We start from the raw sequence: 17,732 nt of genomic DNA, 5'->3' as shown, positions 1-17,732 counted from the left end.
CCGGTCACTTCGCTGCGCGGGCGGTGCTAGCCCGCCTCTTCCCGGCCGGCGTTGCCGCCTCGTCGCTGTTGCTGGAGTCGGAACCCGTCTCGGGTTTCCACGACGAGTCCATGACCTTGTCGTCACGGACCTCCACGCGAGCGCCGCTGACGATGTGCGTGTACCGCTTCATCAGGTCAGTCCCCCTCAGACCAGGTCGTGGATCTTGGCGAAGGCGTTCAGGTCCGCGATGCCCCAGCCGTAGACGACCTCAGCACGGAACGCGACCTGGTTGTTGCGCTTCAGGTCGCCCGCGCCGTCCGGGTCGCCGTAGCGGATGATCTCCAGGCCGATCGACTTCTGGATGCCCCAGCGGATGGCGCCGAAGTCGCCGACGAAGCCGAGCACCTTCGTGTCGACCGCGATGACACCGGCGCCGCTGACGGTGTTCGAGACCGCAGCGCGGTGACCGTCGAGCTCGGAGACCTCCGTGCCGAACCGCAGGTTCGGGTAGAGCTTCTGCTCGGAGGTGGCACCTCGCAGCGCCGAGAACTTCGACGCGTAGGTGGGGGCCAGTGCGGCGTCGCGGGGGTTGTAGCCGTCGGCGAGGACGAGCGCGTCGGCCGCGTCGAGACTCACGTACGGCTTGTCGGCGGCGACGTACTCGACGAGGTTCGCCGTGTCCGTAAGCCCGCCGTTCATCGCGGTCACGACCGCACCGCCGGTGGGGTTGATCTCGTGGAACACCCCGTAGTCCAGGGCGCGGGACAGCGCTGGCTGGATCTCGTCGAGGATCTGGTCGACGACGCCCATGCGGTGGTCCTCGTCGGCCCACAGGACTTCCTCGTTGAACCGGAGCGTCTTGTGGAACTTGAAGGGCTTGACCGTCTTGACGGTCGGCGTGATGGTCGACTGCCCCTTCTGGGCGCCCTCAGCGACGTACTCGGCCTCCCCGATGCTGAACGTCCACGTCTCACCCTCGCCGTACACCATCGGGGTGGACGCGGAAAGGGCGGCGACGGCGGACCCGTTCTGGATCTTGCCGAGCCACGGGGCGAGCTTCTGCTTAGGGATCGTGAGCGATCCAGTCGCGAACGTTGCCATGGATGATCTTCCTTACTCCTGAAGCGCCCGGCCGAACAGGTCGTTCGTGAACGACCGCATGTCGGTGCCGCCGGACGAAGTGGGGTTTGCGCCCTCGCGGGGCACGTGGTTGCCGGTCTTCTTGCGCTGCGAGCCGCGGTCAACCAGGCGATCCACCTGCTTGAGCAGCAACTCGGGGTCGGTCGCGGTGAGGAACAACTCGGCGTCCTCGGCGGAGATCTCGTGAAGCTTCACCAGGTGCTCGCGCAACTGGCCGGCAACCAGGCTCGGGACCTTCGCCGCCTCAGCCTCAGCCTTGGCGACCCGGTCGTTGGCCTTCTCGATCTCCGACTTGTTGGCCTGCTCGATCTCGTCGAGCCGGCCGGCCTTCGCCTTCAGGTCGTTGTAGTCGGCGAACTTGCCCCGCTCCCGCTGGACCCGGTCCGCAATGACGCGGTTCAGGTCGTCCTGGGACGTGATCGGGGTGAAGGGCTTCGGCTCGGGTGGCGTCTCCCCGCCTTGCTGCTGTCCGCCGTTCTGCGCGCCCTGCTGCTCCGTCATGCCTGTTCCTCACTTGTCCGCGCGTTGACCGCCGCGCGTCGGCGTAACCCCGCCCTCGGCGGGAAGTCATCGGATGCCCAGGTCCTTGCGCATCTGGGCGAGGATCGCGTTCGGGTCGCCGCCGGCCTTCGCCCGCGCCGCGCTGTACTCCTCGAAGTACCGGTCCACGTCGTACGGCTCCTGCTCACCCGGCCAGATCGGGGTGGCGACGCAGTCGCACGTGCCGTGGTAACTAGACGCCAGCCCACCGGCGGTTTCCTCGGAGTGGTACACGGCACCGCGCGACGCCAGCAGTCGGCAGAACGCGCACGTCGTGGACCCTGTCGGGACCCGCGCCCACCGGGCGTCCGCCGGGTCCTGGTCGACGCTGTCCGCGATCGTCTCCCGCGCTGGCTGCAACACCATGCGCTGCACGCCGCCGGACAGGTGCTCCAGCGCCTTGTCCGGATCCGGTTGCGCGCCGAACAGCGGGCCGACTGCCCACCGGGCCACCGCCGCCGCCTGCCCCCGGGGAGAAGGTTCGGCCATCCGAGCTCGGTAGCGCCCGCGCACGGCGGCCTGGTCGCGCAGTTCGTCGTACCAGTCCACGGCGTTCAACGCCGCGGTGTCCCCGTATACGGCCACCAGGTCGGCGGTAAACGCCTCGATCTCCGCCACTGGCACGTCGCCCGTCAGCAGTGCGAGCAGCTGCTCCCACCAGTCGGCCAACTCCGCGAGGGCGAGGGTCACCACGTCGGTCTGAGTCGCCCGGAACGCGGCCACGTCAGCCGGCGTCGCCACCAGCACCCTCCGCCGCCGGTGGTGCCTGACGGGCGGCCTGAGCCGCCGCAGCGAGCATCGTCGTACGCTGCTGCGCCTGCGCCCGTCGCCGGTCCGCCCACGCCCGAGTGATCTGCTGCTCATCCAAGCCAAGCAGCTCCAACCCGACCTCGGTCTCGGCCAGCCACGGCACCGCCTGCAACTGCTTGGTGCCCGCGTCCGCCTGCGCCGCCCGCGACAGATACCGCGGGTCACGCCACTTCGTGTCGATCATCTTCCACTCCGGCGGAATGGCGGTGGCGCTGATCCCGTTCTGCATGGCCAGCGCCCGGATCGTCGCCCGGCGCAGGTACGGCGCCCAGTCGTCCGTCGCGCCTTCCGCCTCGGCGATCAGCTCGTGCTGCGACGCGTCGTACGCCTCCGCCGAGGTGGGGTTCGCCATGTCGGTGATCGCCACCGCCGTGTCCGGCAGGCTGGTCGACCGGGCGAACATCTTCGCGTAGGCGTTCAGCGCTGCCAGGTGCGGCTCCGGCGACGACGCGGGAAACTGCTTCGCCTCGGCGCGCGGGTTCTGCGCGTCGTCGTCGTCCGGGACACCCTTGAAGCGGCCCATCACGACCTGCCACGCGGCCTTCGTCGTCCCGTCAGCGTTCTTGAAAATGGACTCGTCGGCACCAAACAGCCACAGGTCCGGGATGGCGTAGATGTCGCTGTGCGCCTCCAGCCGGATCAGCGCCCGGACGGCCTGGTCCTGGAGGTTCATCACCTCGCGGCTGATCCGGGAAGATCCGAACGGGCGGCCGAGGCGCGGCTTGTACGGCAGCGGCTCGGCTGGCACACCCCACGGGTGTTCCTGCACGTCCACCGACCAGTCCGACGCATCCTTCTCCGCGACGATGGTCCGCCCGTCGAGGTACAGGGCCAGCGCTGTCACCTGGTCGTCGTCACCGCGGGCGTTGATGGACAGCAGGTTGTCCAGTCGGCGGGTGCGAGCATTCCACTCGCCGGTCGCGTTCAACGCGTCCCGGAAGTGGATCAGCGCCTTCGGCTCGTCCGGTCCGCCGCGGGTGTTCACCACGAACGCCGTCGAGTGGATCAGCGACGAGATGCCAGCCTGCGACACCTCCGAGCCCAGGTTGTTGTCCTCCCACACCTCGCGAAACCCGATGTCGTCGAGCTTCCCGTCCGGCCACACGAACCCATCGAGGTTGGTCCGGCGGGACAGCACATCCACCGCCTTGCCCGACCATCCGAGCACGATGCCCAGACCCCAGTACTGCGGCGGGATCACCGACCCGACCAGCCGGGTAACCCGCTTCATGTCGTAGTACGCCTGGCGCAGCTTGTTGCGCTCACGCTTGGCGTCCAACTGCTTCAACAGCAGGTTGAGGGTGCGGTGGTCGTCATCGGAGATGCCCGGCAGAGTGACCATGTCCATCACAGCACCACCGCCCTCCGCCTACCCGTGCGCTCCGCACCGGCCCGACCGGGACGGCGAACCTTCGTCTGCTGGGCGCCGATCAGCGCCAGAGTTCCTGCCTGGACCGGGGTGATGTCCGACTCGGCCGTCTTCCGCGACCACACCCACATGCCCGTATCCCCCAGTGGCCGCTTGCCCGCCGGCAGCGCAGCCGAAGTGAACTGCGGCTGCCCGATGTGCCACAACCAGCCCGTCACGATCCCGTCGAGCACCCGCGAACAGCCGGCACCCAACTCGGCCACCTTCACCGGGGTCACCTCGATGCGGCTGCCCTTGAAGTACCACCGGCCGTTGCGCTGCTCCAACAGAGCGGCGATCGGCCCCGCCACATCGACCACCACCGCGCGGATCTGCGGATTCGCCGCCACCACCGCCTCAATGTGCGGCACCAGCCACGCCACACCCCGACCGCGGGTGTGCTGGTCGTCTTCCAGCTCAAAATGCCAACCACCGTCAGCACGCTGACCAGCCAACGCCACCGACGCCCACGCCAGATCCGGGCCGCACTCCACACCCAGTGCGAAACGGTCCACGGCGATCGACAGCTCATCGGCCTGATCCCGCCACGACGGCGCCGGGATCACCCCAGAGCCCTTGGCGGCGTCCCAGATGCCGAGGGCCTCGCGCAGCCACGCCTCATCCGAGGACAGGTTCTCCCGCAGCCGCAGCATCGACACCAGCGGCGTCCGCAGCGGGAACGACGGGTTCGCCTTCTCCCACTGCTCCCGGTCGTCCGGGTCCGCGTCCTCATCCGCTGAGCACTCGATGTACACCATGTCGCCGGACTCGCCCGACAGAGCCTTCGCCCGCTTCGCCGAGAACGCCTCACCCGGGTCGATCGGCCGCGGCGGGGTGCCCATGTAGAACAACAACGCGCCGTGCGGGTGCCGCGACTGGTTCGTCGCCGCGACCATGTCCTCGAGGGCCTTCTCCGTCAGGATCTGCGCCTCGTCGAACACCTCGACGTCGACCTCATCGAAGCCACGGCCGAAGCCCTGCTCCCGCGCACCGAACATGATCACGGACCCGTTGCGGAACCCGATCTCCTGCTCACCGTTCGCCGTCCGGATGTAGTCGATGTACGGCGCGACCTTCTTGCGACGGGCGAAGCCCTGCAACGCCTTGAACGTGTTCGTCGCCGTCCGCGTCCGATGCGCCGTCCAAATCACCTTGAAGCCGGGAAACAGCACACACAGGGCGAAGATGATCCGACCCACCAGGAACGTCTTCGCCACCTGCCGAGGGATGCTCAGCACCACCCCGCCGATCGTGGCCGCGTAGATCCCATCAGCGCGTTTGCCGAGGATCGCCCTACCGGCGCCCTCCTGCCACTCGTCGAACACGTCCCCGAACTCGCGGCACTTCTCCCGGACCGCCGGCCAGCCGGTCGACACCACACCGGTCGGCAAAACCAGGTGGCGGGTTACCTCAGATAGCCGCCGCGTCGAACGCTTCGTCGGAGACCGGACCGCCACGCTCCGCCTCCTGACCCTCCCGAGCGTCGATCGCCTCGATGTCGCGCACCACCTCAGTCAGCCGCTTCGTCAACGCGGCCAGGTCACGGGCCGGGGTGTTCGGATCCTCGACCGCCTTCGCGATCCGGGAACGCATCGCGACCAGCAGCTCGCGGGTGGTGCCCTTGTCCGCCGCCTCGGTGACCGTCTTCGGCTTCACCGGCGCCGGGGCACCCTCACCGGGTGCGACCACGCGCAGAGCTTTACGAGGGCCAGCCATGGTCACCTCCTCAGAAGAACTCGCTCAGGTCGGCCAGTCGGCCAGCCCGAAAAACATCGCCAGTGACGGTGATGTAGCGGCCCACCGAATACGACTCGATGCCGCCCCGCCGCCTGCCCGGCTGCTCCGCCGCCAAGCCCCACACATGCAGGCCGTCGCCCGATGGGCTGACCTCCACGTACGCGCCCGGAACCCGGGCAAGAACCTCACGCGCCCGATCGTCCGGCTTCCCGTCGACCAGGCAGTGATCCAGGTCGAGGCAGGCGATCCCGTCGCCAAGCACGAACCCGATTCCGTGACCGACCTTCGATCGAAGCACCGCCGAGTACGTCGCCCAGGTCGCCGAGTTGGTGCTCGACGCCGCCTGGCCCTCCACGGTGATCGGCCGCTTCCGATGGTGCCGCACCCACCGGGCACGACTCGTCAGCTCAACCGGGATCCGAGGGCGTGCCCGGTGGGCGGCCACTCGGCATCGCGTGGAGCAGTAGCGCGGCGTCCGACCTGTGCGGGACGCCGTGAAGTCCGCGCCGCAGTGTCCACAGGTGATTCGCACAAGTCCATTGTAACGAAACAACGCCCTGACCTGCAATGATGCCGAGCGGTCAAGTCTTCAACCCGCTCAGATCGCCCCTGCCGAACGAGGGTGCACCAACACCACCAGGACGCCTGAACGCGCCTCCACGGCCACCACAGCAACCCGCCGGCCCCGCGTGGAAAAAGCCCGGAGAGAGATCCCGCCTAAGCCGGGAAGTGCGGGAGGGGTCGGGGGTGGGGGACCTTCCCCTGGGTGCGGGTGAGGCTGCCTGAGCGACGCATGATCGGTCCACCGTCAGTGCGGTCACTCTTGGCCCTGTTACATCGTCTGTGAGCTGCTTGTTTGTTGCTCAGCGCATCGCTGCCACCTCGGTTGCGAGGCACGATGTGGTCGACGACGTACTCACCTGGGTCGAGGTAGGGCAGCGTGTAGTCGATGTCCTCGCCGCAGAGTGCGCATGGTGGTTGGCCCTTGGCGATGGTGGCGCGGTGCCTGTCTCGGATGGTGGTGTTGCGGCCCGGTCGTGCCACGCCTACCTCCGTGCGGTGCGGGCAGGCCGGCCACCACAGCGGCCTGCCCGCGTTCCCCGCCCCTCGGGTACGACGAAGCCCCGCCGGGACCTGAGTGGTCAACCGTGCGGGGCTTCGAAGACAGTTCTGGTAGGTCATATCTTCGTAGGTAGTGGGCCTACACGTCAAGCCGGCGCGCTGGCCAGCGCGCCGTGCAGGCCGCATCGGGCGTCGAGCCCCTTCACGAACCGGGCTCCTTCACCCTCACCGAGGGTCGACACCTCGATGTCGGGGCAGGTGCACGCCGACTTACGTACCAGGTCGGCGCAGTGGCCGGACACGCGGGCGGCGAGTTCCATCTGCTCGGGTGTGAGGACCGTGGCCATGCCGTCGCGGTACGCCTCGATGTTGGCGAGGGCGGCGAGGATGAACCGTCGCCGTTCATCGAGTTCGTGGGCCTCGGTGTCGTGCACGGCTTCACGTACGGCGCGGTCTTCGGCCTTGCTGAACACGTGCTGGCAGCAGGCGGGCGGTTCGGCGAGGGCGCTGGGCTGGCCGTGCCAGTGCATCAGGTCGCTCATGCTGCTGCCTTCCTGCTGGTGTGGGCCTGAATGTACGCCCCGAGGTGGTAGATCGACCCGTCGTCGGATGCCCAGGTGGCTTGGCAGGCCCGGCAGTGGGCGGCTTGGGCGGTGAGGTTGACCCGCAACTGCCCGGTGGTGTGGCAGGCGGGGCAGGGGACGTGGGGTGCGAACAGGGGCGCGGTCCACCCGGTGGCGACGCTGGCCCATCGGTGCCAGGTGCGGAGTTCGACGGCGAGGAGGGTGAGGTCGTCGTCGTCGAGTTGCCCGGTTGCGCCGATGAGGGCGCGGAGGTTGCCTTCGACGGTGTTGCGGGGGTTGAGGTTGAGGGACCAGCACCAGTGGTGGACGTGGGTGCAGATGGCCGCGTGGGTGCTGAGAGCTTCCAGGGCGAGCGGTGGGCGGCTACCCGGTGTTGGGCGCGGTCCGGTGTCTGCGGTGGCCTGTACGGGCTCCACAGCGGCGTCGTGGAGCTGTTGGAGGAGTCCGGGTTGGGTGGTGCGCCACTCGCGGTGCTTCTCGTTGCGGTTCTTGTCCCAGTAGCGGACGCGTTCGACGTGGTGGTGCGGGTCGCAGAGTTGCTCGGCGAGCCCGGTGATGGCGGTGATGGTGGTGTCGCGGTCCATCTCAGTGGTCCCCCCGGATCTGTAGGCTGGCCGGTGTGATGCGGGCGCCCTACGGGGTGCTGGTGGTGGCCCTCCCGGGCTTGCGGTCCTGGGAGGGCCACCGGCGTTTACAAGCCCTGCGGCTTGGGTCCGCGCTGGGACTTCCGGAGTGCGAGGTACGGAACGATCTCAACGGGTGGGGTGTAGTCAGCGAGGGCGGCGTGAACCTGCGCGATGGCGGCAGCGCCAACGACGGGCAGGGTGCCTTCGTGCGAGATGTTGGCGTATGCCGTTTCGGCGATGGCCAGCCACCGCAGGGCTTCGGCGTGGTGCTCTTCGGGGCTCATGGTGTTGTCCTTCCGTTGGGCCGCTCAGCGCGGCGCGGTGGTGGTCAGTTCGGGCGGATGGTGTGGCCAAGCTCGCGGCAGCGGAACGTCACCGGGGCCGGCCGGCACTGGAGGCAGACCGGTTCCGTGGCGGGGGTGACCTCGTCGAGCAGGTCGGCGGTCTCGGTGAAGCCGAGGGCCCGCACCTTGCCGGGCTTGCCCTGCCGCTCCAGCCGGATCGACTCGGCGAGCGCCTGGTCGAACGCGATGACCAGTTGGGCGCGGAGCTTGGCGGTCGGGTCGTCCTCGGTGGCCTTGGCCTTGATGTCGCGGTAGCGCTGCATGTCGCCCATCAGGCGTCGCTCCTCTCGTCGGTGGTGACGTGGCGGCTCCACCGGCCGGCGAGCCGGTACGCGGCGGAGCGGGTCGGGTCGTAGTGGGAGCGGTCGTAGCCCCGCGTGGTGTCCGTGGAGGCGTGCCCGGCGTCCTGGGCGACGTCGTAGATGGACACCCCGTCCGCCAGTGAGGCGGTGATGTAGGTGGCGCGGGTGATGTGCGGGTGGATGCGGGCGACAACCTCGGGCGGCAGCTTCGCGGCTTTGGCGAGGCGGATCAGGAGCAGCCGCACGGCTTTGCGGGTGAGCTGCTTGCCGCTGCTGGTGGCGATGAGCGGCCGGGCGGGTGTCACCCCGGCTTGCCCGACCAGCACGACGGTGCCGACGCGGTCGGTGCGGGTTGCCTGGTAGGCGTCGAGGCGTTGCTTCACCTCGGCGGTGAGCACCACGGTGCGGCCTTTGCCGCCCTTGCCGTGGATGTGCAGCACGGTGTGGCCTCGGTCGACGCCGAGGTCGGTCAGGTCGGCGGCGAGCATTTCGCCGACGCGGATGCCGGTGTTGAGTAGCAGCCACACGATGGCGGCGGCCCGTTCGGTGTCGAGGTCGGCTTGGCGGAGGAGTTGGCCGGTGTGTTCGTCGGAGAGGGCGGCGGCTTTGCGGGGTGCGCGGACGGGGCGTGAGTTTCGGGTGAGGTCGGCGGGGTTGCGTTCGGCCATGCGGTGTTCGATGAGGAACTGGTAGTAGCTGCTGACGGCTCCGAGGCGGCGGGCGCGGCTGGTGCCGGCTTCTCCGGTGCCGTGTCGGCCGCCGTGCTCGCTCAGCCAGGTTTGCCAGCGTTTGATGTCGGCGGGCCAGGCGGTGAGCGGGTCGATGCCGCGTTGGGCGGTCCAGGTGAGCCAGTGGGTGATGTCGCGGCGGTAGGTGTCGGCGGTGAGTGGGCTGCGGAGGCCGTCGAGGAACGCGGCCAGCAGCCGGGCGTGGTGGTCGCCCGGCTGCGGCACGGCGGCGAGAACGGTCACGGCTTGCGCGCCTTCATCTCATAGCGCTCCAGCATGTCGACCATCGCTTGCACCTCGCTGTCGTAGACGCCGCGATCCTCTTCGGAGGGCAGGGCCTCGCGAGCGACGGGCTCCCAGAAATTCAGGAGCGCGCGAACCTCCCTTGCGAAGTCGCGTCGAGCCGCAGCCCGGATCTCTGCCTCGCTGAGGTTCTTGGGCTGCCGGGCGCGATCCGCCCTTCGGTAAGCGGCGTGGACATCCTCGAAAACGGGATCGCCCATCTCAATTCCTCCTTGATCGATCGGTAGGGGCAGAACACGGCTTTTGGTGGCACTCATGCGGCTAGGTCGAGGGGGGTGGCGAAGTCGAACGTGAGCTGCCGCTCGCGCGGGCGGGTCGGCGGGGCGATGTTGCGGTTGCGCCACTCCAGGGCGAAGCGAAGGCAGTTCGCCTCGTTCTTCGGCTCTTTGCCCCGGGCGTAGGGCGGGTGCTGGCAGCCGGGGGTGTGCCGGCCGTCTTTGCTCCACGACATGGAGTCGGCTGTGGCCAACTGCTCCCAGCAGGTGCGCAGGCCGGTGATCTTGAAGCCGAAGCCGTGCATGTTCCGCAGGCCCCGATCCCAGAGGCTGTCGAGGATGTCGGCGGCTTCGTCCATGTGCTGCCGACGGCAGACGGACCCGATGCCGACGACGGGCTCTTTGGTGAGGTCGATGCCGGCCTGCTCGTACAGGTCCCAGCAGCGGTGGTAGTCCTTCTTCCGCCAACCCTGGAGCACGAGCATGGTGCGCAGGTGTGGCGCCCGCTGGCGCATGTCGACGCCGTCCTCGGCGGTCAGCTCCAGGTGCTGCTCAAGGGTGAGTCCCGTGCCGACGAAGTGGAGGCCGGCGAAGGTGCCCCCGGTGATGACGGCCGGCTCGCACATGCGGTCACGGGGGGCCGCGAAGTCGTACGGGCCGGTCTCCTCCTGCAACCGCTCCAGGAACTCGATGTACTCGTCGGCGCTGATGGTCCACTTCCCGAAGTCCTTCAGCTCGGTGAAGCCACCGGAGTCGACGGCGTACCGGCCGACGGCGCGGGGAAAGGTCTTGCGGTAGCGGCCGGTGCGGCGGTCCATGAAGGTGCGGCGGCTGATGAACACGGGGACGTCGGCGAGGCGTTCGTTGGCCAACCAGCTGGGCATGTGGATGCCGAGGTACCAGGTCTTCATGCCGCCACCGCCGTGGCGGGCTGAAGGGCCGGGCGGCGGGCGTCGCGGCGCTTGATGATGTAGGCGACCACGAGGGTGACGGCGAGCTTGCCGATGATCTGGCCGACGAGCGCCTTGCTGGGGTCGAGGCCGAACTGGCGGAGCGCTTCCTGCGCGAAGTAGATGAACACGATCGAGTCGGCGATGATGCCGCCGCCGTTCGATCCGGCGATGGCCACCCAGCGGGCGTCCGGGAACCGCTTCCTGAGCCAGGCGTACAGGCTCTGGTCGACCAGGAGCTGCGAGGCGATGAAGGCGAACACGGCGGCGCGGGCGACTCCGGGGCTGGACAGCGGCCAGGACAGGAGTGCGCCGACGACGACGAGGCCGCCGGTCAACCAGTAGCCCAGGCGGTCGTGCAGCTGGTCGCGGATGGTGAGGGTGATGGCGACGAACCACACGCCTGCAGGGATGACCACGCCGTAGCCGAGCGGCAGAGCGGTGATGTGGGTGACCGCCCAGTTGGCGGCGACGATGGTGGCGATGTAGGCGGTGGCGAGGGTGGCGGTTTTGGTGCGCATCAGGCGGCGTCCTCTCCGGGCAGGTTGCCGGTGTGGGCGCCGACACCGGCGGACGGGCTGAACGGGGCCACCACCGGCCGGGCCACGTCGGGCCACTGCGCCTTGCTCAGCGCGGTCACCTGGTGGTCGAGCATCGGGCCGAGCGGCATGCCGAGGTGCGCGTAGCCCATGGCCATGAGACCGGCGGCGTCGGCTTCGTCGTGACCGCCGTCGAACCACGGGAACCAGTCGGCGATGAACTTGGTGACCAGGTCCTTGTCGGCGTCGCCGATGCCGGTCACGAAGTGCTTGAGGGTGTACGGCGGGACGACGGCGTACGGGAAGCCCCAGTTCCACAGCCACTGGCGGGCCATCCAGTTGAGGCCGGCGATCTGCCGTTCGGTGTCCTTGGCGGCGTAGGCGATGCCTTCGATGACGATCAGGTCGGCGCCGAAGACGAAGTCGGCGAGGCGCTCGCGGATGGCGTTGAGCCGTCCGTGGTTGTAGGCGGTGCGCAGCTGGGCGTCGCGGATCGGGTCCTTGCGGTCGCGGAAGTCGGCGCGGCGCTTGACGGGCTCGATGGTGTCGGTCCAGCCGTTGCCGGCGACACCGGTGCAGGTGAGTGACAGGTCGAGGCCGAGCACCTTGGGGGCGGTCACGGCTTCACCTCGGTGCTCTTGGCGGGAGTCAGGGTCAGCGGGCGCTCGCCGGTGCCGGGGCAGTCGCCGGGGACCTGTGTGGCGCGCCAGTTCCAGCCGCTGTCGGATGGGCGGGGCTTCTTGTGGCGTTCGATGCGTCCGTCCTTGCGGAGCCGGCGGGGCAGGCGGCAGGCCGGGCAGATGTCGCGGGGTCGGGTCTTCACGGCTTCACCTCGGCGGGGGTCGGGCGGGAAAGCTTCGCGGCCAGGGCGCGGAAGTGGTCAGCGACGGTGACCGGGCGGGGCTGACAGGTGTCGGCCCACATGCCGAGGATCTTCGGGTCCTCGGCAAGGATCAGCACCTGGCGGGCGATGTCGGCCTCGGTGGCTTGGCGCACGAGTGCGGCATCGGTAAACCGGGTGGCGGCAAGCTGGTCGCGCTCGCGTTCGATGTCTCGGCAGAGGGCGTCGCAGACGCGCGGCTCGTGGGGCTGGGTCATGGCTTCTCCTGTCGGGTGCGGTTGGTGAGCGGGCGGGCGAGGCGGTCGAGGGCACCGCGGCGGCGGGCGGCGATCACGCGGACACGACCTTCAGGCCGTTGCGCTGCGCCTGGGTGCGGCAGTGCGGGCAGAGCGGCTGGCGGGTCGTCGGGTGCAGAGCGGCGCCACCCGGGACACGGTGTTCGCACTCCGGTCCACGGCGGGCGGCTTCGAGGGCGTCAGCGACGGTGGCCCGCTTGGCGGCGGCCCGCTGGTCGGCCAATAGTTGGGTGAGGTCTCCGTCGGTGGCCATCCGGCGCAGCAGCCCGGGGAGGCTCCGGGGCTTCCGCTCGTTGGCGACTCGGTTGGCGACTGCTGCCGCTTCCTCGGCGGTGGCGCCGGTGGCGTCGATGACGATCTGTTCTGGGCTGCTCGGTGACTGCTGCTTGGCTGCGGTCTGGCTATAGGTCTGGAAGTGGTCTGGCTTGTGTCCACCTCCTGCACTAGCCCGGTCCACCTCACGGACTAGCCCTAGTCCGTCTCCTGCACTAGCTAGTCCGTGAGATGCACTAGCTAGTGCGTCTCGTGCACTAGCCGGGATGGACAGTCGGTAACGGGTCCGCTCCTTCTCCGTTTGCGCCTGCCGCTTCGTCGGACGGGCCCGAACAACCCAGCCGTCCCGACCCGCGACTCGCTCGATCGCGTTCAGATGCGTGGCGAGGGCGCTGCGCGACAACCCGGTCATCACCTGCAAGGTCGACAGCGACGGGGAGAACTTCGCCGGGATCACGCCGCCGGGCCAGTCAGCGAGGACGGCGAGGGCGAGCAGGATGAGCCGGGCCGGGGCCGACAGATCGGACCCCAGCACCGCGCGCTCGAATTCCCACCGCTTCACTCGCCCGGCTCCTGTCCGGCGCCGTCGGCGGCAGCGACCTCGCGGAGCAGCTCGATCAGCGCCCGTCGCGACTCGTACGGGTTGAGGACCCCGTCGGCGTTGCGGGCCTCGGGGATGTACCCGTTCCAGTTCCGGGCGTCGGACAGCCCGAGGATGGTGCAGAGCTGCTTGCGCGCCCATTCGTGGGCGAGGACCCGCTCCCGGCGGGCGGCGACCTCGGCGCGGCGCTCCCGGTACTGCGGCAGCCAATCGCGCAGCCGCTGGGCGGCGACCGGGCCACGCATGAAGGGCATCTGCGGCCAGATGGACGACGCGCGTGGGGAGTTGTTGGAAGCCATCAGCGGGCATCCCCTTCCTGGTCCGCTGTGCGGTGGTCGTTGAGGTGGTGTTCGAGGGCGTCGGCGGCGGCGACCACCGCGGCGACCGGGTTCGGCTCGCGGATGAGCACGGTCACGGTGCAGAGCGGGCAGTCGACGGTGGTCGCGGTGCCGCGGTGGTCGCCGGTGCTCATGCCGCTGCCTGCTCGGCGCTGGTCGGGTACTGGTCCCAGGTCCGCCCGTCCAGCTCGCGGCCAGCGGCCTTCTTGCCGACGCGCCACGGCTGATCGCGGTCGTACGCGCTGGTGCCGTGCTCCACGTCCCAGCTCATGAAGGTGTCCTCGGGCATCTCCGACGGCGGCACCCAGTTGCCCCACTGCTTGAAGAAGAAGGCGGTGCCGGCGGCTTGGCAGCGGTCGCGGAGGTCGCGCACCCAGTCCGGGTGCATCGGTCGCGCGTTGGGGCCGGACTCGCCTCCGGCGATGAGCCAGTCGATGCCGGTCAGGTCGAGCGACGGCAGCGGACCCAGCAGCGGCTCGGCGGAGATGAACCGGACGGCGGCGTTCGTCTTGCGGAGGGCATCTGCCCGGCCCGCGTGCTGATCCGACTCAATGGAGGTGCCCAGCCACACGTTCGACAGCGGCCATTCCGCCTCGTACAGCGCGGTAGCCACGCTCTCGAAGCCGGCCGCGTACGCCGCGTCTAGGAGCACCACCCCACCGTCGATCTCCTCGCCGACCAGGCGCAGCATCCGTTCGGGCCGCTTGGTGAGGATCTGGTAGGTGTGCTGCGGAGTGGCCGCCATGACCGCGAAGACACGGGCCACGTACGCGGTGGGCACTCGGGCGTGGAACAGGTCGGACATCGAGTTGACGAACACTGTCCGCGGCTTGCGCCACTTCAGCGGGATGGTCAGCGCGTCGGCGTGGGTGGCCAACCCGAAGCCAGGGCCGCTGGTTCGCGGGTCGCCGTCGGTCTGGTACTTCGCCGACCCCATCCCCTTCAGCCGCTTGGCCAAGGTCAGGGCGTAGCAGTTGTCGCAGCCGGCGGAGATCCGGTCGCAGCCGGTGGTCGGGTTCCAGGTCTCTTCGGTCCACTCGATCGCGGTGCTCATGCCGCAACCGCCTCTCGGTCGTTGCTGCGGTGGCGGTGCCGTTGGATGGCCTGGTTCACGGCGTCGGTGGTGACCCGGAACCGGGATGCGACGGCCGGGATCTCGGCGCCGCGGCTGGCCATGGCGACCATCGCGGTGGTTCGTTCGGTGGCTCGTACCTTCGCGGGCGGGTTGCCGGCGATGAGCCGTTCGACGGTGGCGGGGTCGACGTGGAACTGGCCGACGCGGTGCTCGGAGAGCGCGCCGTACGGTTCGGCGGGGAGGTTGGCGACGAGGACCATGCCGGGCGCGTAGCCGGTCCACCCGGGGGTGTCGGCGGCGTCGGCGATGTACCAGATGGGCGGGCCGGTGATGATGGCGTGGGCCTGCTCGGCGAGGTCGTCGAGGTCGCCCTTGGCGATGGCGATGAGCTGGTTGCGGGTGTACGTGTCGTCGGTGATGGGCCAGACGATCTGGAGGATGTGAGTGGTCACGGCTCAGCCCTCGACCAGCTGCGCGGAGCGGGCGGCCCAGGCGTCGAGTACCTGCTGGTCGCGGATGCCGGACTCGCGGCACGCCTGCTTGATCTCGTCGAGGCGGGTCTGCGTCTCGGCGGCGGCGATGTCCGCGAGCACCTCGTCGACCGTGAACTCGTCGGCGGCGGCGAACGCACCGAGCGGGTCGGTCGGGTCCGTGTGGGCCGTCGGCTCGTTGGTGGTCTGCTCGATGAAGTCGGCGGCGGTGACGAGCCGTGGCGCGGGCCGGGCCTCGTAGTTGCTGCCCTGGTCGCGGATCTCTTCGGCGGCGTAGGGCATGCCCATGATCGCGTCGGAGGCGATCCAGCGGCACACCTCGGCGGTGGCCCGGGCGACGAGCATTGCGGCGGGCTGCTGCTTCCACTGCTGCTTGCCGGTGAGCCCCATCTGCTGGGCGCGCTCGATCGTCCAGGTGGACGTCTGCCACTCGGTGTCGCCCTTGCGGCGTCCGGACACGACGGCGATGACCGCGGTGGACTCGTCGATGCGGATCTCGTGCCCGAGGCCCTGGGTGATGGCGCGGAGAGTCATGGCCTTCGGGGCGGGGGTGCCCTGGATGTTGTCGAAGGCGCGGAGGCTGGCCATCGGGGACAGCCCGACTTCGGCTCCGGCGAGGATCGCGGCGGCGGCCTCGGCGGGCTTGCCCTTGTAGGCGACCGGCACGGCGGAGGTGTTGCAGACGACGGCGGCGAACCGTCCGGCGGCGTCGGCGGCCTGCGCCCACTGGACGAGCTGCGCGGTGGCCGGTTCGGTGCCGGTGGGGATGTCGAGGTGCTGGTCGGTGCGAACGGCGACGTCGCTCATCAGAACGGGACCCTTTCGTTGCTGGCTTTGATCTGGGCGTTGATCTGGGTGAGGGCGCGAGAGGCGGCCATCTGGGCGATCTCGCCGGCCTCCTGAACGTCCTTCCACCACTCGCCGGCCGGGATCGTGATGACGACCTGGACGCGGATCCCGTCGGGCTGGGTGTAGGTCGACTCGAAGACGTACGGCTCGATCAGGCGGCCGTCGTTGTCGCGGATGCCGGGCATCAGAACTCCAGGGCGCGTAGGGCGTAGGGCGGCAGCGAGATGGTGGTGATGTCGGAGGCGTAGCCCGGCCACACGCCGGTGCGCTGGCACTCGGCGAACCGGTCGATGGCCTTGTTGTTGAGGTGCCGGCCGGCGGCGATCTCATCCGGGCCGAGCTGCACCACGTGCGTCAGGTGCGGAGCGGCCTTCTCGACGAAGATGAAGGTGAACGACGGGTCCGGGCACAGGCCGACAGCGCGGACACCTTCGCGGTACCACTCGTCCTGCGCGTGGTAGCCGTAGCGCGCGGCGTCCCTGCGAATGGCCTCTTCGTCAGCGGACTCGCACGTCTTCAGGTCGACGATGTGACCGTCGCGGTACCAGTCGAGGCGGGCGCGCCGCCAGATGCCGGTGCGCTCGTCGACCCAGAACAGGGACCGCTCCGGCTCGCCGACGGAGAGCATGGCGGCGGCGAGCGGGTCGGCGAGGATGGCGTCGGCCATGGCCCTGATCTGGTCCATGTCGGCCTGCTTTAGCGGGATACCGCCCCGCTCGCGGACCGCGGCGACCTGGGCCTTGGCGTCGTTGGTGTCCCACCGGGCCCCGGGCACCACGACCAGTTCTGGACCGGTGCCGAGGATCATCTGGTGTGCGGCGTGCCCGATGTCGAACGTCTTGGTGGGGGCGGGCGGGTTGCGCCGCTCGTAGTCGAACTTCGCGGGGCAGGTCTTCAGCAACCGTCGGGCGCCGGAGCTGGAGAGGCTGCCCGCGGGGACGGGGTCCCGGTGGTACACCTCGTCGGGCATCCCGTCGTGAATGCCGGGTTCGGTGACCTCGACGACGGCGGTGGTCATGACGCCGCCTCGGCGTGCTCGAGGCGCTTCTCTTCGTCGAGGTCGGCGCGGGAGCAGCCGGGGCACTGGCCGCTGCCCTCGAGGTACAGCGGGTCGGTCGGATCCCACCGGCTGACCGGCAGATCGCAGGTGGTGCACCGGCCGGCGGTGTCCTCGGTGAGGACGTTGGGGTCGTGGATGGGGCAGCGGTCGCCTTGGAGGAACGCGCGGACGCCGATCTGGCTGCCGCACTCGCGGGCCTCGACGCCGATCCAGTGATGGCACTGTTTGCGGGCGGCGGCGCGGGCCAGGATGGTGGGCATCTCCGGTGCCTGCCAGCGGTGGGTGTCGTCGTGGCGTCGGCGGGGCACGCCGCAGGTGGCGCAGCCGAGCGGGAGGGTGCTCATGCCGCCACCGCCGGAGCTCTCCCGGCGCGGCGCTTGGCCTCGGCGCGCCGTTCCTTCTCGGACAGGCCGCCCCAGACGCCGAACCGTTCGTCGCGGTTGAGGGCGTACTCCAAGCACTCGGCCTGGACGTCGCAGTTGCGGCAGACCTTCTTGGCGGGCTCGACCGTGCCGCCCTTTTCCGGGTAGAAAACCTCCGGGTCGGTCTGGGTGCAGAGAGCCTGTTCCTGCCAGTCGCCGACGTTGCCGAGCAGGTCGGCGGCGGTGAGTGGGGTGTCGTTGCGGATGGATTGGAGG

30 protein-coding genes are annotated in these 17,732 nt (G+C 69.6%); all 30 read right to left on the bottom strand.

Translation table 11 applies throughout. The features are described from left to right. Positions 1-4 precede the first annotated feature (4 nt). Positions 5-172, bottom strand: a complete 168-nt coding sequence (locus MED01_RS03570) for a hypothetical protein (RefSeq protein WP_238667110.1) — start codon at positions 170-172, stop codon at positions 5-7. A 14-nt stretch (positions 173-186) separates the two neighbouring features. Beyond that, positions 187-1,083 carry a phage major capsid protein gene (locus MED01_RS03565; protein WP_238667109.1) on the bottom strand — a complete coding sequence of 299 codons (897 nt, stop codon included), beginning with the start codon at positions 1,081-1,083 and terminating at the stop codon, positions 187-189. A gap of 12 nt (positions 1,084-1,095) precedes the next feature. Beyond that, positions 1,096-1,623 carry a hypothetical protein gene (locus MED01_RS03560; RefSeq protein WP_238667108.1) on the bottom strand — a complete coding sequence of 176 codons (528 nt, stop codon included), beginning with the start codon at positions 1,621-1,623 and terminating at the stop codon, positions 1,096-1,098. 66 nt (positions 1,624-1,689) lie between these two features. Beyond that, positions 1,690-2,403 (bottom strand): VG15 protein, encoded by a 714-nt coding sequence (locus MED01_RS03555; protein ID WP_238667107.1) that lies wholly within the window; start codon positions 2,401-2,403, stop codon positions 1,690-1,692. Beyond that, positions 2,387-3,820 (bottom strand): phage portal protein, encoded by a 1,434-nt coding sequence (locus MED01_RS03550; protein WP_238667106.1) that lies wholly within the window; start codon positions 3,818-3,820, stop codon positions 2,387-2,389. Before MED01_RS03550 ends, MED01_RS03555 begins: the two co-directional genes overlap by 17 nt. After that, positions 3,820-5,256, bottom strand: a complete 1,437-nt coding sequence (locus MED01_RS03545; RefSeq protein WP_238667105.1) for a terminase large subunit domain-containing protein — start codon at positions 5,254-5,256, stop codon at positions 3,820-3,822. Before MED01_RS03545 ends, MED01_RS03550 begins: the two co-directional genes overlap by 1 nt. A gap of 34 nt (positions 5,257-5,290) precedes the next feature. Beyond that, entirely contained in the window at positions 5,291-5,596 is a 306-nt protein-coding gene (locus MED01_RS03540) for a hypothetical protein (RefSeq protein WP_238667104.1), read from the bottom strand. A 10-nt stretch (positions 5,597-5,606) separates the two neighbouring features. Beyond that, positions 5,607-6,002 carry a bifunctional DNA primase/polymerase gene (locus tag MED01_RS03535; RefSeq protein WP_238667103.1) on the bottom strand — a complete coding sequence of 132 codons (396 nt, stop codon included), beginning with the start codon at positions 6,000-6,002 and terminating at the stop codon, positions 5,607-5,609. Positions 6,003-6,334: 332 nt separating this feature from the next. Next, a complete protein-coding gene (locus tag MED01_RS36290) occupies positions 6,335-6,799 on the bottom strand; it encodes an HNH endonuclease (protein WP_372493564.1) in 465 nt (154 codons plus the stop codon). Between the two features lie 26 nt (positions 6,800-6,825). Next, on the bottom strand, positions 6,826-7,221 hold the full coding sequence (locus MED01_RS03530) for a hypothetical protein (protein WP_238667102.1): 396 nt from the start codon (positions 7,219-7,221) through the stop codon (positions 6,826-6,828). Then, entirely contained in the window at positions 7,218-7,847 is a 630-nt protein-coding gene (locus tag MED01_RS03525) for a DUF7341 domain-containing protein (protein ID WP_238667101.1), read from the bottom strand. The genes MED01_RS03530 and MED01_RS03525 overlap by 4 nt, the downstream gene beginning before the upstream one ends. 107 nt (positions 7,848-7,954) lie before the next feature. Then, entirely contained in the window at positions 7,955-8,173 is a 219-nt protein-coding gene (locus MED01_RS03520; protein WP_238667100.1) for a hypothetical protein, read from the bottom strand. A 44-nt stretch (positions 8,174-8,217) separates the two neighbouring features. Next, positions 8,218-8,505: a hypothetical protein gene (locus MED01_RS03515; protein WP_238667099.1), complete on the bottom strand. Its 288-nt coding sequence runs from the start codon at positions 8,503-8,505 to the stop codon at positions 8,218-8,220. Further along, positions 8,505-9,506, bottom strand: a complete 1,002-nt coding sequence (locus tag MED01_RS03510; RefSeq protein WP_238667098.1) for a tyrosine-type recombinase/integrase — start codon at positions 9,504-9,506, stop codon at positions 8,505-8,507. The genes MED01_RS03515 and MED01_RS03510 overlap by 1 nt, the downstream gene beginning before the upstream one ends. Further along, positions 9,503-9,766, bottom strand: a complete 264-nt coding sequence (locus MED01_RS03505; RefSeq protein WP_238667097.1) for a hypothetical protein — start codon at positions 9,764-9,766, stop codon at positions 9,503-9,505. The genes MED01_RS03510 and MED01_RS03505 overlap by 4 nt, the downstream gene beginning before the upstream one ends. Positions 9,767-9,819: 53 nt before the next feature. Beyond that, positions 9,820-10,692, bottom strand: coding sequence for a deazapurine DNA modification protein DpdA family protein (locus MED01_RS03500; protein ID WP_238667096.1), 873 nt, complete (start codon positions 10,690-10,692; stop codon positions 9,820-9,822). Further along, positions 10,689-11,252 (bottom strand): hypothetical protein, encoded by a 564-nt coding sequence (locus MED01_RS03495; protein ID WP_238667095.1) that lies wholly within the window; start codon positions 11,250-11,252, stop codon positions 10,689-10,691. The genes MED01_RS03500 and MED01_RS03495 overlap by 4 nt, the downstream gene beginning before the upstream one ends. Further along, positions 11,252-11,890, bottom strand: a complete 639-nt coding sequence (locus tag MED01_RS03490; protein ID WP_238667094.1) for a hypothetical protein — start codon at positions 11,888-11,890, stop codon at positions 11,252-11,254. The genes MED01_RS03495 and MED01_RS03490 overlap by 1 nt, the downstream gene beginning before the upstream one ends. Further along, positions 11,887-12,093, bottom strand: coding sequence for a hypothetical protein (locus MED01_RS03485; protein WP_238667093.1), 207 nt, complete (start codon positions 12,091-12,093; stop codon positions 11,887-11,889). Before MED01_RS03485 ends, MED01_RS03490 begins: the two co-directional genes overlap by 4 nt. Beyond that, complete coding sequence (locus MED01_RS03480; protein ID WP_238667092.1) at positions 12,090-12,368, bottom strand: hypothetical protein; 279 nt, start codon at positions 12,366-12,368, stop codon at positions 12,090-12,092. Before MED01_RS03480 ends, MED01_RS03485 begins: the two co-directional genes overlap by 4 nt. A 73-nt stretch (positions 12,369-12,441) precedes the next feature. Next, positions 12,442-13,242: a hypothetical protein gene (locus MED01_RS03475; RefSeq protein WP_238667091.1), complete on the bottom strand. Its 801-nt coding sequence runs from the start codon at positions 13,240-13,242 to the stop codon at positions 12,442-12,444. Next, on the bottom strand, positions 13,239-13,580 hold the full coding sequence (locus MED01_RS03470; RefSeq protein ID WP_238667090.1) for a hypothetical protein: 342 nt from the start codon (positions 13,578-13,580) through the stop codon (positions 13,239-13,241). The genes MED01_RS03475 and MED01_RS03470 overlap by 4 nt, the downstream gene beginning before the upstream one ends. Then, positions 13,580-13,753, bottom strand: a complete 174-nt coding sequence (locus tag MED01_RS03465; protein WP_238667089.1) for a hypothetical protein — start codon at positions 13,751-13,753, stop codon at positions 13,580-13,582. Before MED01_RS03465 ends, MED01_RS03470 begins: the two co-directional genes overlap by 1 nt. Then, positions 13,750-14,673: a phage Gp37/Gp68 family protein gene (locus tag MED01_RS03460; RefSeq protein WP_238667088.1), complete on the bottom strand. Its 924-nt coding sequence runs from the start codon at positions 14,671-14,673 to the stop codon at positions 13,750-13,752. The genes MED01_RS03465 and MED01_RS03460 overlap by 4 nt, the downstream gene beginning before the upstream one ends. Then, positions 14,670-15,146 carry a hypothetical protein gene (locus MED01_RS03455; protein WP_238667087.1) on the bottom strand — a complete coding sequence of 159 codons (477 nt, stop codon included), beginning with the start codon at positions 15,144-15,146 and terminating at the stop codon, positions 14,670-14,672. The genes MED01_RS03460 and MED01_RS03455 overlap by 4 nt, the downstream gene beginning before the upstream one ends. Before the next feature lie 3 nt (positions 15,147-15,149). Next, on the bottom strand, positions 15,150-15,992 hold the full coding sequence (locus MED01_RS03450; RefSeq protein WP_238667086.1) for a hypothetical protein: 843 nt from the start codon (positions 15,990-15,992) through the stop codon (positions 15,150-15,152). Then, positions 15,992-16,219, bottom strand: a complete 228-nt coding sequence (locus MED01_RS03445; RefSeq protein WP_238667085.1) for a hypothetical protein — start codon at positions 16,217-16,219, stop codon at positions 15,992-15,994. The genes MED01_RS03450 and MED01_RS03445 overlap by 1 nt, the downstream gene beginning before the upstream one ends. Beyond that, positions 16,219-17,052 carry a PD-(D/E)XK nuclease-like domain-containing protein gene (locus tag MED01_RS03440; protein ID WP_238667084.1) on the bottom strand — a complete coding sequence of 278 codons (834 nt, stop codon included), beginning with the start codon at positions 17,050-17,052 and terminating at the stop codon, positions 16,219-16,221. The genes MED01_RS03445 and MED01_RS03440 overlap by 1 nt, the downstream gene beginning before the upstream one ends. After that, complete coding sequence (locus MED01_RS03435; protein WP_238667083.1) at positions 17,049-17,438, bottom strand: hypothetical protein; 390 nt, start codon at positions 17,436-17,438, stop codon at positions 17,049-17,051. Before MED01_RS03435 ends, MED01_RS03440 begins: the two co-directional genes overlap by 4 nt. Then, the gene (locus MED01_RS03430) at positions 17,435-17,722 is read right to left on the bottom strand and encodes a WhiB family transcriptional regulator (protein WP_238667171.1); all 288 of its coding nucleotides are present in this window, start codon (positions 17,720-17,722) and stop codon (positions 17,435-17,437) included. The genes MED01_RS03435 and MED01_RS03430 overlap by 4 nt, the downstream gene beginning before the upstream one ends. Positions 17,723-17,732 lie beyond the last annotated feature (10 nt).

The sequence above is a fragment of the Micromonospora alfalfae genome, assembly GCF_022230925.1.
Taxonomy (GTDB): domain Bacteria; phylum Actinomycetota; class Actinomycetes; order Mycobacteriales; family Micromonosporaceae; genus Micromonospora; species Micromonospora alfalfae.
Note: the sequence above shows the minus strand (reverse complement) of the source record. Positions and strands in the feature narration are given on the sequence as shown.